The sequence below is a fragment of the Jatrophihabitans sp. YIM 134969 genome, from assembly GCF_054456675.1.
Genome location: NZ_JBTJEQ010000009.1, coordinates 1 through 15,488 on the forward strand (window position 1 = coordinate 1; position 15,488 = coordinate 15,488).

Here is a 15,488-nt window from a genome sequence, read left to right on the forward strand (position 1 = left end):
CCGCGGCGCAGGTGAGCGCACCCCCGACTCCCCCGGCGGCCGTCACCGCGCCCGCCACGCCGAAGCCGACCGCCGCCACCCCGGCCGCCGCTGCGCCCGACGCCACGGACGACGCCGTCGACGTCAGCTCGCCGATCCGGGGCGCCGCCAGCCGGGTCGTCGCGAACATGGAGTCCTCGCTCGCGCTGCCCACCGCCACGAGCGTGCGGGCGGTGCCGAGCAAGCTCATCGCCGACAACCGCACGGTGATCAACAACCACCTGCGCCGCGCGCGTGGCGGCAAGGTCAGCTTCACCCACCTCATCGGGTACGCGATGGTCGAGGCCGTCGTCCGTCACCCGGAGATGAACAAGCACTTCGCCGAGGTCGACGGCAAGCCGACCGTCGTCCAGCCCGCGCACGTCAACCTCGGGCTCGCGATCGACCTGCCGGGCAAGAACGGCTCACGCAACCTGGTCGTCGCCGCCCTGAAGAAGGCGGAGACGCTCGACTTCGCCAAGTTCGTCGCGGCCTACGAGGACATCGTGCGCCGCGCACGCGGCGGGTCGCTGGGGGTCGAGGACTTCTCCGGCGTCACCATCAGCCTGACCAACCCCGGCACGCTCGGCACCAACCACTCGGTCCCGCGGCTCATGCCGGGGCAGGGCACGATCGTCGGTGTCGGGGCGATGGAGTACCCCGCGGAGTTCAGCGGGATGTCGCCCGAGGGCCTCGCGCAGCGCGCCATCAGCAAGATCATGACGCTGACCTCCACCTACGACCACCGCATCATCCAGGGTGCGGAGTCCGGCGCGTTCCTGCGCACGGTGCACGAGCTGCTGCTCGCCGACGAGTTCTACGACGGCATCTTCGCGTCGCTGCGGATCCCGTACGAGCCGGTGCGGTGGATGGTCGACCGCGAGACCTCCCACGAGGGCCAGATCGACAAGGCGACCCGCGTCGTCGAGTTGATCAACGCGTACCGCACCAACGGTCACCTCATGGCCGACACCGACCCGCTCGAGTTCACGGTGCGCAACCACCCCGACCTCGACATCACCCGCCACGGCCTCACCCTGTGGGACCTCGACCGCGAGTTCCCGGTCGGCGGGTTCACCGGGGCCCGGCTGATGAGCCTGCGCGGCATCCTCGGCGTCCTGCGCGACGCCTACTGCCGCCGCGTCGGTGTCGAGTACATGCACATCACCGACCCCGAGCAGCGGGTGTGGATCCAGGAGCGGGTCGAGAAGGTCGAGACCTCCCTGCCGCGTGAGGAGCAGAAGCACATCCTCGGCCGGCTCAACGTCGCCGAGGCGTTCGAGACCTTCCTGCAGACCAAGTACGTGGGGCAGAAGCGGTTCAGCCTCGAGGGCGGCGAGAGCGTCATCCCGCTGCTCGACGCCGTGCTCGGCCGCGCGGTCGAGCAGGAGCTCGACGAGGTCGTCATCGGCATGGCCCACCGCGGCCGGCTCAACGTGCTCGCCAACATCGTCGGCAAGCCGTACGCCAAGATCTTCAACGAGTTCGAGGGCAACATCGACCCCTCGACCGCGCAGGGCTCGGGCGACGTCAAGTACCACCTGGGGGCGACCGGCCGGTTCAAGCACCCCAACGGCGAGATCGACGTCGAACTGGTCGCGAACCCCTCGCACCTGGAGACCGTCGACCCGGTCCTCGAGGGCATCGTGCGCGCCAAGCAGGACGTCATCGACAAGGGCGAGGGCGGCTTCACCGTCCTGCCGCTGCTGGTCCACGGCGACGCCGCGTTCGCGGGCCAGGGCGTGGTGGCCGAGACCCTCAACCTGTCGCAGCTGCGCGGGTACCGCACCGGCGGCACCGTGCACGTCGTCATCAACAACCAGGTCGGGTTCACCACGTCGCCCGCCGCGGCCCGCTCGACGCTCTATGCAACGGACGTCGCGCGGATGATCTCCGCGCCGATCTTCCACGTCAACGGCGACGACCCCGAGGCCTGCGTGCGGGTCGCCAAGCTCGCCGTCGACTACCGGCGGGAGTTCAAGAAGGACGTCGTCATCGACCTGATCTGCTACCGGCGGCGCGGCCACCAGGAAGCGGACAACCCGTCGTTCACGCAGCCGGTGATGTACGACATCATCGACAACAAGCGCAGCGTGCGGAAGCTCTACACCGAGGCCCTCGTCGGTCGCGGCGACATCACCCTCGACGACGCCGAGGAAGCGCTGCGCGACTTCCAGAGCCAGCTCGAGAAGGTGTTCGTGGAGACCCGCGGCGCGACCGGCCGGCCGACCAAGACCCCGGACATGCCCCGCACGCCCGACCAGTCCGTGCCGACCGCCACGACCCCCGAGGTCATCAAGGCCATCGGCGACGCGTACGTGCAACTGCCCGAGGGCTTCACCGTCCACCCGCGGCTCAAGCCGCAGATCGACCGCCGGGCCGCGATGGCCACCGGCGGCAACGTCGACTGGGCCACCGGCGAGTTGTTCGCGTACGGCGCGTTGTTGGCGGACGGCAAGAACGTCCGGCTGGCGGGTCAGGACAGCCGCCGCGGCACGTTCGCGCAGCGCCACGCGGTGCTCATCGACCGCGCCACCGGCGAGGAGTACACGCCGCTCCGAAGCTTCGCCGGCGCCAGCGGCCAGTTCCGGGTCTACGACTCGCTGCTGTCGGAGTACGCGGCGCTCGGCTTCGAGTACGGCTACTCGGTGGTCGACGAGAACTCGCTGGTGTGCTGGGAGGCGCAGTTCGGCGACTTCGTCGGCGGCGCCCAGAGCATCATCGACGAGTACATCTCGGCGGGCGAGGCCAAGTGGGGCCAGCGCTCGTCGGTGGCCCTGCTCCTGCCGCACGGTTACGAGGGTCAGGGGCCGGACCACTCGTCGGCCCGCATCGAGCGGTTCCTGCAGCTGTGCGGCGAGAAGAACATGACCGTTGCACAGTGCACCACGCCGGCCAACTGGTTCCACCTGCTGCGTCGTCAGGGCCTCACCACGGTCCGTCGCCCGCTGGTGGCCTTCACACCGAAGTCGCTGCTGCGGCTGAAGGCCGCGACCTCGCCGGTCGAGGCCTTCACCTCCGGCGGCTTCTCCCCGGTGCTGGTCGACGGCCCCTCGGGCGACGACTCCGCCGTGACCAAGGTGCTGCTCTGCACCGGCAAGGTCGCCTACGACCTGCTCGCAGAGCGCGCCTCGCGGGACGCCACCGGCTCGGTCGCGGTGATCCGCCTCGAGCAGCTCTACCCGATGCCCGTGGAGGAGCTGCAGGCCGTCCTCGCCCGCTTCCCCGACGCCGAACTCGTGTGGACCCAGGAGGAGCCGGGCAACCAGGGCGCCTGGCCGTTCGTCGCGCTGTCGATCGTCCCGCACCTCGACCGCACCGTCCGCCTCGTCTCCCGCAAGCCCTCCGCCTCCCCCGCCGTCGGCTCCGCCAGCGTCCACGAGGCCCAGCAGCGCGAGGTCGTCACCTCCGCCTTCGCTTGACCCCGGGGCGAGTTGATCAAGACGTTTCTGTCGTTGTCGGGCCCCTCACAACGACAGGAACGTCGTGATCAACTCGGGTTGTCCACAGGCTGGAGAAAGATCAGCCGAGGTGGCCGCAGCGGGCCGAGGATCGCCGGGTGTGCGACCTCCGGCTACTCCCGCCCACCCGCGTCCGTGACCTGACCTGTCACTCCCCGGCCGCCATCCGTCACGCCCGCGCCAAGCAGGTCCTCGGCAGCCCGTTCCGCGGCGTGCTGGTGGGTGGTGAGGTCGAGCGCGACCCGTCGGTCATGGTCCGTGCGGCGCAGCTGTCGGTGGGCGAGCAGTTCCCCGGCTCGCACCACTCGGGCGCCCACCTGCTGGGCTTCGGGGTGGTCGACGACCGGTGTGTGCACCTGTGCGGCGCGGAGTCCGAGGTCGACCGCGGCCAGAAGGGACTCCGGCTGCACTCGACCCACCGGCCGCCGGCGACCTACCGCGTGGGTGGCGTGCTCGTCACCGCTCCGGACCGCACCGCGGTGGACCTCGCCCGGGAACTGCACCCGCGCGAGCAGCTCGTCGTGCTCGACGCCGCACTCCGGACCGGCCTCGTCACGCCCGACACGCTGCGCGCCGAGGCGGAGGCCCAGCACGGGCTCCGCGGGATCGTCGCGGTACGCCGCACCATCGAGATCGCGGATCCGCGGGCGGAGTCGCCGCAGGAGAGCCGACTGCGGTGGATCGCCATCGCGGCCGCGTTGCCGGACCTCGACCTGCAGATCGACATCCGCACACCGACGGGCCGATACCGGCTCGACCTGGGCTACGCGCGGTACAGGGTCGGCATCGAGTACGACGGCGTCATCCACGCCGATCGACTGATCTACGACCGTGCGCGACACAACGCCCTCGACGCGCTGCGGTGGCGACTCCTGTACTTCACCAAGGACGACATCAGCCACCCGAACCGGACGGCCGCCCGCATCGGCGCGGCGATCGGCGTCCGACCCCGCTTCGCCGTCCCCCGCGTCCCCTTCTGAGTTGATCACGACGAAAGTGTCGCGATCCGAGGCCCGACAACGACAGAAACGTCTTGATCAACAGTGTGGGGGTGGGGGTCGGTAGGTTGGCGGGCATGGCGACGACGCTCGACCCGGACCGGCCGATCAGGTGGGGGATCCAGGGGGCGGGGGCGATCGCGCGGCAGACGGCGGCGACGATCGCGGCGTCGCCGGACAGTGTCGTGCAGGCCGTGGCGGCGCGGGACGCCTACCGGGCGGCGGCGTTCGCGGGGGAGTTCGGGGCGGCGACCTCGTACGGCGACTACCGCGCCCTGGCCGACGATCCCGACGTCGACGTCGTGTACGTGGCGACCACCCACGGTCAGCACCACCCGCAGGTGCGGACCCTGCTCGAGGCCGGCAAGCCCGTGCTGGTCGAGAAGTCGTTCACGCTCACCGCGGACCAGGCGCAGGACCTCGTCGACCTCGCCGCCCGCGAGCACGTGTTCTGCATGGAGGCGCTCTGGACCCGCTGCCTGCCCGCGGTCCGCGCGGCCGTCGAGGCGGCCGAGACCCGGTTGGGTCGGATCGTTGCCCTGCGCAGCGATCTGTCCCGCCGCTTCCCCTACGACCCGACCAGTCGACTCTGGGACCCGGCCACCGGCGGAGGCGCCGCGCTCGACGTGGGCGTGTACGTCACCCACCTCGCGTGGGCGTTCCTCGGCCCACCGGAGTCACTCGCGATCAGCGGGCGGGTCGCACCGAACGGGGTCGACGCCAGCGTCGCGCTGCAGCTCGGTTACCCCGACGGTGCCACGGCGCAGCTCGCCGCGAGCTTCGAGACGACGACGGCCGACCCGCACACCGTGGTGTCGGGCACCGAGGGGCACCTGGTGATGTACGGCCGCACCCACGATCCCGACCGGGTCGTGTTCGTGTCGCCCGACGGCGTCGAGGAGACCGTGGCCGTCGGTCGCCACGAGGGGTTCACCCCGGAGATCGTGGAGGTCGAACGGGCTCTGCGTGACGGTGACCTGGAGAGTCCCCTGGTGCCGCTGGTCGACACCGTGGGCGTGTTGCGGGTGCTCGACGCCGCCCGTGAGGAACTCGGCGTCTCGTACGGCGCCCTCGAGGAGGTCTGAGCAGCCGTGTACTTCACCGACCGCGGCATCGAGGAACTGGTCAGCCGTCGGGGCGAGGAGCAGGTCAGCCTGGAGTGGCTGGGCGAGCGGCTCGCGACGTTCGTCGACCTCAACCCCGACTTCGAGACGGCCGTCGACCGCTTCGCCACCTGGCTGGCCCGCGCCGACGACGAGGACGAGTAGGCCCCCTCACCGACTCACCGGGTGAAGTCGCCACTCACCGCGTCCTGGGGCGCACGCAGGACCGGGCTGGGCAGCAGACCGTCGACCGACGGCACCGGGGCCAGCGGGCCACTGGCGGCATGGGCGAGCCACGACAGCGCGACCGGGATCTCGGCGTCGAAGGTCGACGCGTCGTGGCCGCCGGTGGGCAGCACCAACTGCGACACCGGCCAGCGGGCGCGCACCGCCTCGACCGCCAGCGTGGTGTCGGAGTGCCAGGGACCCGCGTCCTGACGGCTCGCCATCAGCAGCAACGGCACCCTCGGCGAGGGCGGGTGGCGCATCCACCAGTGGAGGTCCGCCCGCTCCCGCAACGCGGTGTCGTCGCCGAACAGGTCGCCCGTGGTGTGGTCGTGCGCGGCCGCGGCGTACCCGTCGATGGAGGCCGCCGCCGCGAACATCTGCGGGTGGCGCGCCGCGATCACCCCCGCGCAGTAGCCACCGGTCGAGAACCCGGCGAGCGTCCACGCGTAGCCGCTCTCCGAGGCGCGGAACGCGGTGGTGACCGCCGTGCGGACGTCGTCGGTGAGGTAGGTGTCGACCTGCGGACCGTGGACGACGTTCGCGCACTCGGTGTCACGCGGCAGGTCGACGTTCGACACCGCCATGACCGCGATGGTCGGCGGCATGCGGTGCTCGGCGATCTCGGCGTCCAGGATGTCCTGCACGTGCAGGACGCCCGTCCAGGTCCCCGGGCTGCCGGGGTAACCGTCGAGCAGTTCGACGACGGGGAACCGGGTGTTGGCCCAGGCCGGGTCGCCGTACACGGCCGGCAGGTAGACCAGGCTCGAGACGCCGGTGACCAGGTGCGCCGCTGGACCCTCGATGCGCAGCGGCACGAGCGTGCCGTGCCCGCTCTGCGCCGCGGCCGCGAGTTGCTGGTGCAACGACGGGTCCAGCGATCCCGCCGCCACCGTGGTCTCCCCGTTGTGCGCGCCGTCGCCGAGCAGTTCCGACCACGACGGGTAGAAGGCGTACGCGTCGTTGAGGAGCAACGCGACCACGAGGACGGCGGCGAGGTCGCCCGCGAGCAGCAGGCCCAACCGCGCGGGCCAGCGCCACCGCGGGCGGATCCGGTTCCAGCAGACGACGGTCGCCACCGCGAGACCGACCACCACCACCACCACCGCGACCACGACCGTGCCCGCACCTGTCAGCCCCACGTGAACCCCTCTCGACTCGCCGCGTCCCAGAGCACACGACCGTCGGCTGTGAGCCACCTGTCCGACCACATGGGCGTCTCAGGCGGCGGTCACACCCCCGCGAGGGTCCGCCAGAGGATGTCGACCTCCGCGGCGAACAACCCGTCGAGGTCGTCGATCCCGTTCTGGAACTGACCGAAACGTTCGAAGCTGATCAGACCGAACACCTGCACCCACGCGCCGACCGCGCGGAGCAGGGCGAGGTCGGGGACGTCGGCCGGCGCGCCGTCGACCGCGAACATCGGCGAAGCCTTCAGCTCAGCGAGGTCGCGGCGCAGGGCGGACGGCAGTCGGCGCGGGCCGGTGGGCGGCCGCTCCCCCGCGCCGACCTCGACGAACACCCGGCCGAAGACCGCGACGATCCGTTCGACGGGCGCGACGGTGTCGGTGGGCGCGCCGTAGCCCGGCACCGGTGAGCCGTAGAGCAGCGACCACTCCTGCGGATGCGCGGCGGACCAGTCCCGTGCGGCGTGGCAGACCGCCCGCCACCGGCCGGCGGCGTCGGACGGTCGGGCGCCCGCCTCGGCGGATTCCAGGGCGGACGCCAGCCCCTCGTAGCCCTCGATCAGCAGGGCGGTGAGGAGGTGGTCGCGGCTCGGGAAGTAGCGGTAGACGGCCGACGGCACCATGCCGACCTCGCGGGCGACGCTGCGCAGCGACAGCGCGGCGGCCCCGACCTCCCCCAACTGCTGCCGGGCGGCGTCGAGCAGGGCGGTCGTCAGGTCGCGGCGGTTGCGTTCGCGGATGCCGGGTGCGGTCACCCCGCCAGTCTGCCAGCCGACGTGACGCCTGTCCACATCCGAGAACACCGTTCTTGACACGAGCGCCGGGTTCGAGAACACTGTTCTCATCAGCGAACGTCAATCACCGAGGAGTTCCCATGTCGCGTCACCTCATCGTCGGAGCCGGCGGCGTCGGCCGCGCCACCGCCACCGCCCTGCTCGACCTCGACCCCTCCCACGAGGTCGTGCTGGCCAGCCGGTCCGGCACCGGCCCCGACCTCCCCGGGGTCCGGCGCCTCGCAGTCGACGCCACCGACAGCCGGGCGGTCACCGAGGCCGCCGAGGGGTTCGACGTCGTCTACAACGCGCTCAACCCGCCGTCGTACAACGAGTGGGAGCAGCAGTGGCCGCCGATGGCCGAGGCCATCCTCGCTGCCGCAGCGGGCAAGACCCTCGTGACGATGGGCAACCTCTACGTCTTCGACGAGGCCACCCGGACCATGGCCGAGGACACCCCGATGCGCCCGAACGGCCACAAGGGTGAACTGCGACGGGTCATGACCGAGAAGGCCTTCGCCGCGCACGCCGCCGGCACCCTGCGCTACACCGAAGCCCGCGCCTCGGACTACTTCGGCCCCGGCACGACCACCTCGACGTCCTACGTCACCGCGACGATCCTGCCGCGGGCACGCCGCGGCAAGCACGTCTTCATGCTGACCGGCGACGTCGACGCCCCGCACACCTGGACCTACGTCCCCGACGTCGGACGCACCCTCGCCACGCTCGGCACCGACGCGCGGGCGGTCGGTCGGGTCTGGCACGTCCCGAGCAACCCCGCGAAGTCACCGCGCGAGGTCGCGGCCGACGTCGCCCGGTTGTCGGGGGCGAAGACGCCCGGCATCACCACCGTGCCGTGGCCGCTGGTCCGCACCGCCGGGATCGCCGTGCCGTTCCTGCGCGAACTCGGCGAGACGCGCCACCAGTTCACCGAGCCGTACCTGCTCGAGTCGCAGACCACCCAGCGGGAACTGGGCCTCGCGCCCACCCCGTGGGACGACGCCCTGCGTGCCGCGCTCGCGGCGACCGCCTGACCCGACGCGCGACCGCGACGGCGCGACGGCGTGCCGCGTCAGGCGAGACGCGTCAGGCCACGCCGTCGAGCACGGCGCGAGCGGCCACTGCCGCGGCGACGGCCGGGGCAACCCGTGGGTCGAAGGGGGTCGGGACGATGAGGTCCGGCGCCAACTCGTCGGCGACGACCGCACCGATCGCCGCGGCCGCGGCGAGTTTCATGCCCTCGGTGATCGCGCGTGCGCCGACGTCGAACGCGCCCGCGAACACGCCCGGGAACGCGAGCACGTTGTTGATCTGGTTGGGGAAGTCCGACCGCCCCGTGGCCACCACGGCCGCGTGCCGGTGGGCGACGTCGACGTCGACCTCCGGGTGCGGGTTCGCCAGCGCGAAGACGATCGCCGACGGCGCCATGGTCGCGACGACGGCTTCCGGGACCCGCCCGGCCGACACCCCGAGGAACACGTCGGCGCCACGCAGGGCGTCGTCGAGCGAGCCGGTCAGACCCGAACGGTTGGTCGAGGCGGCCAGTGCGGTCTTGGGGCCGTTGAGATCGGCGCGGCCGGCGTGCACGACGCCCTTCGAGTCACACACCGCGATGTCACCGATCCCCGCCGCGAGCAGGATCTTCGTGCACGCCACCCCGGCGGCGCCGGCTCCGCTCACGACCACCCGGAGGTCGGCCAGGGTGCGGCCGGTCAGCAGCGCGGCGTTGCGCAGCGCGGCCAGCACGACGATCGCCGTGCCGTGCTGGTCGTCGTGGAAGACCGGGATCGGCAGCGCCGCCCGCAACCGGTCCTCGATCTCGAAGCAGCGCGGCGCAGAGATGTCCTCGAGGTTGATGCCGCCGAACGACGGCGCGATCGCTGTGACCGCCGCGACGATCTCGTCGGGATCGGTGGTCGACAGCACGATCGGCACGGCGTTCAACCCGGCGAACTCCGCGAACAACGCGCACTTGCCCTCCATGACGGGCAGCGACGCCTTCGGGCCGATGTCGCCGAGACCGAGCACGGCGGTGCCGTCGCTGACCACGGCGACCACCCGCGACGCCCACGTGTACTCCCGGGCCAGGGCGGCGTCGCCGGCGATCGCGGTGCAGACCTCGGCGACGCCGGGCGTGTAGGCCACCGACAACGCGGCGCGGTCGGTCAACCGCATCGTCGACGAGACCCGCAACTTGCCACCCACGTGGGCGCGGAAGACCTCGTGCTCGGGGTCGAAGGTGGGCCGGTCGGCGCTGACCATGACGTCCTCTCGTCCAGGATCGGGCGGGCTCCGCGGGAGCGGACCCGCGGGTGACGGTCCGAGGGGTGGTGGACGCGTCGCGCGTGTGCCGGTGGCGGACAGTCTGCCGGGACGCGCCACCGGGGGCGGAGCGTCGTGAGCCGGGCCACGCGGTCCCGCGTCACAGCGCTGGCGCCGCCGCGGGCCGCCGGATCGTGGCGCCGCGCTGCACCAGCACGACCCGTCCGAGCACCCGGGCCGGGCCGTGCGTGCGACTGTCACCGCCGGCGGCGTCGTTGTCGCTCGCGAGGAGCGCACGACCGCCCGGCTCGAGCGCCCGCAGCCGCTTGACCACGAGCCGACCGGGGAGATCGGCGAACGTGCCGAGGACGACGTCGCCGGGTCGGGCGCGGCCGCCGCGCCACACCAGCAGCCGGTCGCCCGGACGCAACGTCGGCACCATCGACGGGCCGCGCACGGTGATCAGCTGCAGCGGCAGCAGGGTGCGTTCCCGTGGCGCGCCCGACGTTTCGCCCGGGCCTCGTGCGGGGACTGATGGCACGGGCCTCAGAGTAGGGTCGGAACGCGGTTCCGGACCCGGAGTCCGGGGCCCGACGACCCTGACGGTTCCCGCGACCGCACCCGGCCGCGCGGACCGTCTCGACACCAGGAGGCAACCGTGCGACTGCTCCACCGCTCCGCCACCGCATCGGCCCACTGCGACCTGCCGTGCGGTGTGTACGACCCCGCCCAGGCCCGCATCGAGGCCGAGTCGGTCAAGGCGATCATGGAGAAGTACCAGGGCAACGAGGACCCGGTGTTCCGCACCCGCGCCCTGATCATCAAGGAACAGCGGGCTGAACTGGTCAAGCACCACCTCTGGGTGCTGTGGACCGACTACTTCAAGCCCCCGCACTTCGAGAAGTACCCGGAGCTGCACCAGCTGTTCAACGAGGCCACCAAGCAGGCGGGCGCCGCCGGCGGCAAGGGCGCGGTCGACCCGGCCGAGGGCCAGAAGCTGCTGGACCAGATCGCCAAGATCTCGGACATCTTCTGGGAGACCAAGAAGGCGTGAGTTCCACCAGTACCGACCCGGCAGCGGCCGGCTCCGCCCAGGTGGAGCCGGCCCTGCTGGCGTCGGCGGACTCGGTCGGATCGTTGCACACGGGTCCCATCCCGGCCGATGCCGCGATCTGGCTCGTGCGCCACGGCGAGACCGAGTGGAGCCGTACCGGCAAGCACACGGGCCGCACCGACGTCCCCCTCACCGAGAAGGGCGAGGAACAGGCGGCGGCGCTCGCCCCGATGTTCGCGGGGCTCCACCCCGCGCTCGTGCTGTCGAGCCCTCGGACGCGCGCCGTGCGCACCGCCGAACTCGCCGGCCTGCACGTCGACGCCGTCGACGACGACCTCGCGGAGTGGGACTACGGCGAGTACGAGGGCCTCACCACCCCGCAGATCCGCGAGACGGTCCCCGGCTGGACGCTCTGGACCCACTTCACCCCGGGTGGGGACTCCCCGGCGACCGTCGCGAAGCGCGCCGACCGCGTCCTGCGCCGCGCGATGGACGCCACCGCGCGCGGCCCGGTCGTGCTCGTGGCCCACGGCCACATCTGCCGGGTCATCGGCGCCCGGTGGATCGGGCTCACCGCGCTGGACGGCGGGAAGTTCGCCCTCGGCACGGCGGCGCCGTCGCGGCTCGGCAGCGAGCACGGCACCCCCGTCATCGCCGGCTGGAACTTCCCGAACCCCGCGCAGTAGACCCCCGGTCGCGGACGCCGCACCCGGGGAGAGGCCCGGGCGACGTTCGCCGGGACCTCCACATCGGCGCCGGTTACCCTTCCGGTGATCCCTCACGACGCCGTCCGGCGTCGACCGGCCCCGGAAGGTGGGTACGTGACCGAATCCGACGTGCACGACGGCGGCGCCGTCGTCGCCCTCGAGGTTCCCGCCGACGTCGCCTACGTCGGAGTCGTGCGCAGCCTGGCCGCGGGCCTGGCCGCGCGGCTCCCGTTCACCCTCGACGAGATCGACGACCTCCGCATCGCGGTCGACGAGGCCTTCGCGGTGCTGCTGCCGCTGGCCGTCCGCGACTCGACCGTGCGCACCGGGTTCCGTGTCCGTCCCGACGCCATCGAGGTCGCGGTCGACGTGACCGCCGCCGACGGCCGGACCCTCGACCAGGGCGGGTTCGGGTGGACGCTGCTCGAGGCGCTCGCCCACGTGTCGGACGTGCGCGACGCCGACGGCGCGCTCGGCCTGACCCTGCAGAAGGACGCCCTCGAGGCGTCCGGTGTCGCCGACTCCCCCGTGCTCGCCGACGTCAGCGAACCGGCGGCTCCGTGATCGACTCGGCCGGACGGGCCGCGGCACGCGCCGCCGCCCGGAACGAGAGTGGGGACGAGCGCAAGGCGCGCGCCGCCGCCAAACGCGAACAGGCCATGGGTCTGTTCGCGCGCCTCAACGAGGCTCCCGAGGGCAGCAGCCAACGCCAGCGCATCCGCGACGAACTGGTGGAACTGCACCTGCCCCTGGTCGAGTACCTCGCCCGCCGCTTCACCGGCCGCAACGAGCCGTTGGGTGACCTGGTGCAGGTCGGCGTGATCGGTCTGATCAAGTCCATCGACCGCTTCGACACCGAGCGCGGCCTGGAGTTCTCGACCTACGCGACCCCGACCATCCTCGGTGAGATCAAGCGTCACTTCCGCGACGCCGGCTGGCTGGTGCGCGTCCCGCGGCGGCTGCAGGAGCTGCAGACCGCGATGTCGACGACCCGTTCGGAGCTCTCGCACGAGCTCGGCCGGGCGCCGACCGTGCCGGAGCTGGCCAAGCGCCTGGACATCAGCGAGGACGAGGTGATCGACGTCCTGGAGTCGGCCCGCGCCTACGCCGGGGTGCCGCTGGACTCGATGACGGTCGGCCGCAGCGGCCAGCCCGTCCACGAGACCCTCGGCGACGTCGACGCCCGCCTGGACCACGTCGAGTCGCGCGAGGCCCTGCGCCCGATGATCGAGTCGCTGCCCGAACGTGAGCGGCAGATCCTCGTGCTGCGGTTCTTCGCCAGCAAGACCCAGGCCGAGATCGCCACGATCGTCGGGCTCTCGCAGATGCAGGTGAGCCGGCTCGTCGCCCGCAGCCTCGCCAAGCTGCGCGACCAGCTCGTCGAGGACTGAGGCCCGGACCGGCGTCTACTCGGGGCGGTCGAGCGCCTCGCGGGACGGCGGGGCGAACAGCAGGAAGATCGTCACCAACGCGGCCACCGCGATCGGGGCGCCGATCTGCGGGCGCCCGCTGCCCTGGAACCACAGGCTGTAGGCCACCGGCAGCGCCAGCAGCTGGAGCACGAGCACCGGGGTGCGGGCCGAGGTCCGCAGGCGTCCGAGCGACCGGGCGCAGGCCACGAGGACGACGGCCCCGACGACCGCCAGGGCGGCCTGCAACAGGGAACCGGCGAGGTCCTCCGGTGTGCCGAACACCGTCTCGGCCACGACGACGACCGCGACCGCGACCAGGGCCAGGGCCTCCAGCAGCACGACCACGACGGCGGCGAGCAGCGTGCCGGGAACGACACCCGACCGGACGTCGGGCGACCCGGTCTCGTCGTCGCGCAGGTCCGCCACGCCTCTCACGGTAACCGGGCGCACGGGCCCGTCCGGCACCTGCCGTACCGTGCGCGGACGTGCGCGCGCTGGTCATCACCAACCCCCGGGCCACCGGAGTCAGCGACCGCCAGCGCGACGTCGTCATGCGGGCGCTCGCCAGCGAGGCCGATCTGCTCGACGAGTCCAGCGGCCCGATCGAGGGTCTCGACCTCGCCGAGACGTCCAACCGCGGCCACGCCGCGGCGCTCGCCTGCCGGGCCATGCGGGCCGGCGTCGACCTCGTGGTCGCGCTCGGTGGCGACGGCACCGCCAACGAGGTGGTCAACGGCATCCTCACCGACGGCGTCCACCCCGGGGTGCCCGCGCTGGGCCTGATCCCGGCGGGATCCACCAACGTCTTCGCCAAGGCGCTCGGTCTGCCCACCGACCCGATCGAGGCCACCGGCCACCTGCTCGACGCCCTGCGGGAGGGCCGCCGCCGGACCGTGAGCCTCGGTCGGGCCGACAGCCGCTGGTTCGTCTTCGCCGCGGGGATCGGGTTCGACGGCGCGATCGTGCGCGACGTCGAACGGGTCCGGGCGAAGGGCAAGCCGTCGACCCACGCCCTCTACGCGCGGACCGGCGTCCGCGCGTTCCTGCGGGAGGACCGACGGCACCCCTCGCTGTCGGTGCGCTTCGACGACGGCACCGAGGTCTCCGACCTCTACTTCGCCATCGCGACCAACTCCGACCCCTGGACGTTCGTCGGCGACCGCCCGATCCGGCCCACCCCGGAGGCCTCGTTCGACACCGGGGTCGACCTCTACGCCCGTCGTTCGATGGGCACGGTGAGCGCGGTCCGCGGGTTCGCCGAGATGCTCCGGGCGAAGCCCCGGCCGCGCGGTCGCGGGGTGCTGCTGCGCCACGACCTCCCCGGTCTGACCCTGACGGCGTCGCGCCCGATGCCCTTCCAGGTCGACGGCGACTACCTCGGCGAACGCGAACAGGTCGAGATCCGGTCGGTCCCCCGCGCGCTCACCGTCGCGGGCTGAGACCGCTCCACCCGCCGCCCCGGGGCCCGTTCACCGGGCGGACGGAGACTGTCGCGGGCTTTGCTTCCACGGCAAGTGGTGTGGGCGGCCTGATGGATCGGACGCCGGATGGGGCTTGCGCGTGTCGCGCCGAGTCCGACACGCTGTGCGGACAGGTCGTCCGGGAACCGTCACGATCTGCACGATCCGGACAGCCACACCCGGCGACCGGAGGCCAGGGTGCGCCACCTCGCAGGGAAGACGGTTGCCGCCCGACGGTGCTCGTGAAAGAATTCACAAGCGCCCGGAACTCTCCGGACGCAGCAGGACCGCACGTCGCACGTCTGCACCACCGGAACCGCCGTTTGTACGCAGTCTGCACCACCCCTTGGAGCACGACCTCACCGACCACCCAGGAACGGAGTCCCGCCGCACCGTCGCCCCCACCACACCGCGACCGCCGTGACACCGGCGGGCCGCACGGGTAGGAGCTGAGGGCGCAACGCGAGGGCCCCGACCGACCGCCACCACGACCGGCGGCACGAGACCACCGGGCCACACCGGCCCGGCGAACAGGAGAACACCCCATGGATTGGCGTCACCGCTCGATCTGCCGTGACGAGGACCCCGAGCTCTTCTTCCCGATCGGCAACACCGGCCCGGCCCTGCTCCAGATCGAGCAGGCCAAGAGCGTCTGCCGCCGTTGCCCGGTCGTCCAGGAGTGCCTCACCTGGGCCCTCGAGTCCGGCCAGGACGCCGGCGTCTGGGGCGGGCTGTCCGAGGACGAGCGCCGCGCGCTCAAGCGCCGCACCGCCCGTCAGCGGGCGAGGAGCAACGTCTGACCGCTGCGTCCGTCTGACCCCAGATCAG

16 protein-coding genes are annotated in these 15,488 nt (G+C 72.4%); 11 read left to right on the top strand and 5 right to left on the bottom strand.

Annotated features, from left to right (window positions below; translation table 11 throughout):
* From ACXR2U_RS06760 to ACXR2U_RS06775, 4 genes are all read left to right on the top strand, one after another.
* On the top strand, positions 1 to 3,440 hold a 3,440-nt coding region (locus ACXR2U_RS06760), incomplete at its 5' end, for a multifunctional oxoglutarate decarboxylase/oxoglutarate dehydrogenase thiamine pyrophosphate-binding subunit/dihydrolipoyllysine-residue succinyltransferase subunit (RefSeq protein WP_458824196.1).
* A 137-nt stretch (positions 3,441 to 3,577) separates the two neighbouring features.
* Positions 3,578 to 4,459 carry a DUF559 domain-containing protein gene (locus ACXR2U_RS06765; RefSeq protein WP_458824197.1) on the top strand — a complete coding sequence of 294 codons (882 nt, stop codon included), beginning with the start codon at positions 3,578 to 3,580 and terminating at the stop codon, positions 4,457 to 4,459.
* A gap of 95 nt (positions 4,460 to 4,554) precedes the next feature.
* Positions 4,555 to 5,562, top strand: a complete 1,008-nt coding sequence (locus tag ACXR2U_RS06770) for a Gfo/Idh/MocA family protein (RefSeq protein ID WP_458824198.1) — start codon at positions 4,555 to 4,557, stop codon at positions 5,560 to 5,562.
* Between the two features lie 6 nt (positions 5,563 to 5,568).
* Complete coding sequence (locus tag ACXR2U_RS06775) at positions 5,569 to 5,745, top strand: DUF6104 family protein (protein WP_458824199.1); 177 nt, start codon at positions 5,569 to 5,571, stop codon at positions 5,743 to 5,745.
* A gap of 14 nt (positions 5,746 to 5,759) precedes the next feature.
* Here the strand turns inward: ACXR2U_RS06775 and ACXR2U_RS06780 are convergent, their stop codons facing one another.
* On the bottom strand, positions 5,760 to 6,947 hold the full coding sequence (locus ACXR2U_RS06780) for an alpha/beta hydrolase (protein ID WP_458824200.1): 1,188 nt from the start codon (positions 6,945 to 6,947) through the stop codon (positions 5,760 to 5,762).
* A gap of 89 nt (positions 6,948 to 7,036) precedes the next feature.
* Complete coding sequence (locus tag ACXR2U_RS06785; protein ID WP_458824201.1) at positions 7,037 to 7,747, bottom strand: TetR/AcrR family transcriptional regulator; 711 nt, start codon at positions 7,745 to 7,747, stop codon at positions 7,037 to 7,039.
* A gap of 119 nt (positions 7,748 to 7,866) precedes the next feature.
* Here ACXR2U_RS06785 and ACXR2U_RS06790 point away from each other — a divergent pair, with 119 nt between their 5' ends.
* Positions 7,867 to 8,799, top strand: a complete 933-nt coding sequence (locus ACXR2U_RS06790; protein ID WP_458824202.1) for an NAD-dependent epimerase/dehydratase family protein — start codon at positions 7,867 to 7,869, stop codon at positions 8,797 to 8,799.
* A gap of 52 nt (positions 8,800 to 8,851) precedes the next feature.
* Here the strand turns inward: ACXR2U_RS06790 and ACXR2U_RS06795 are convergent, their stop codons facing one another.
* Both ACXR2U_RS06795 and ACXR2U_RS06800 read right to left on the bottom strand, forming a co-directional pair.
* Complete coding sequence (locus ACXR2U_RS06795) at positions 8,852 to 10,027, bottom strand: NAD(P)-dependent malic enzyme (RefSeq protein ID WP_458824203.1); 1,176 nt, start codon at positions 10,025 to 10,027, stop codon at positions 8,852 to 8,854.
* Positions 10,028 to 10,187: 160 nt separating this feature from the next.
* Complete coding sequence (locus ACXR2U_RS06800) at positions 10,188 to 10,568, bottom strand: S24/S26 family peptidase (RefSeq protein ID WP_458824204.1); 381 nt, start codon at positions 10,566 to 10,568, stop codon at positions 10,188 to 10,190.
* A gap of 117 nt (positions 10,569 to 10,685) precedes the next feature.
* Between ACXR2U_RS06800 and sodN the strand changes: the two genes are divergently transcribed.
* From sodN to ACXR2U_RS06820, 4 genes are all read left to right on the top strand, one after another.
* Positions 10,686 to 11,081 carry a superoxide dismutase, Ni gene (gene sodN, locus ACXR2U_RS06805; protein WP_458824205.1) on the top strand — a complete coding sequence of 132 codons (396 nt, stop codon included), beginning with the start codon at positions 10,686 to 10,688 and terminating at the stop codon, positions 11,079 to 11,081.
* A gap of 98 nt (positions 11,082 to 11,179) precedes the next feature.
* A complete protein-coding gene (locus ACXR2U_RS06810; protein ID WP_458824310.1) occupies positions 11,180 to 11,767 on the top strand; it encodes a histidine phosphatase family protein in 588 nt (195 codons plus the stop codon).
* Positions 11,768 to 11,902: 135 nt separating this feature from the next.
* Positions 11,903 to 12,352 (top strand): ATP-binding protein, encoded by a 450-nt coding sequence (locus ACXR2U_RS06815; RefSeq protein WP_458824206.1) that lies wholly within the window; start codon positions 11,903 to 11,905, stop codon positions 12,350 to 12,352.
* On the top strand, positions 12,349 to 13,179 hold the full coding sequence (locus ACXR2U_RS06820; protein WP_458824207.1) for a SigB/SigF/SigG family RNA polymerase sigma factor: 831 nt from the start codon (positions 12,349 to 12,351) through the stop codon (positions 13,177 to 13,179). The genes ACXR2U_RS06815 and ACXR2U_RS06820 overlap by 4 nt, the downstream gene beginning before the upstream one ends.
* Before the next feature lie 15 nt (positions 13,180 to 13,194).
* On the opposite strand, the gene ACXR2U_RS06825 is transcribed toward ACXR2U_RS06820, so the two are convergent.
* Positions 13,195 to 13,626 carry a hypothetical protein gene (locus ACXR2U_RS06825; RefSeq protein WP_458824208.1) on the bottom strand — a complete coding sequence of 144 codons (432 nt, stop codon included), beginning with the start codon at positions 13,624 to 13,626 and terminating at the stop codon, positions 13,195 to 13,197.
* Between the two features lie 59 nt (positions 13,627 to 13,685).
* Between ACXR2U_RS06825 and ACXR2U_RS06830 the strand changes: the two genes are divergently transcribed.
* On the top strand, positions 13,686 to 14,639 hold the full coding sequence (locus ACXR2U_RS06830) for a diacylglycerol/lipid kinase family protein (RefSeq protein WP_458824209.1): 954 nt from the start codon (positions 13,686 to 13,688) through the stop codon (positions 14,637 to 14,639).
* Between the two features lie 566 nt (positions 14,640 to 15,205).
* Entirely contained in the window at positions 15,206 to 15,460 is a 255-nt protein-coding gene (locus ACXR2U_RS06835) for a WhiB family transcriptional regulator (RefSeq protein WP_458824210.1), read from the top strand.
* The last annotated feature ends 28 nt before the right edge of the window (positions 15,461 to 15,488 follow it).

Bases quoted from the DNA above. Each gene is read 5' to 3' on its own strand.
- ACXR2U_RS06770 (WP_458824198.1), top strand. From the start codon at position 4,555: ATGGCGACGACGCTCGACCCGGACCGGCCGATCAGGTGGGGGATCCAG.
- ACXR2U_RS06790 (WP_458824202.1), top strand. From the start codon at position 7,867: ATGTCGCGTCACCTCATCGTCGGAGCCGGCGGCGTCGGCCGCGCCACC.
- ACXR2U_RS06795 (WP_458824203.1), bottom strand. From the start codon at position 10,027: ATGGTCAGCGCCGACCGGCCCACCTTCGACCCCGAGCACGAGGTCTTC.
- ACXR2U_RS06835 (WP_458824210.1), top strand. From the start codon at position 15,206: ATGGATTGGCGTCACCGCTCGATCTGCCGTGACGAGGACCCCGAGCTC.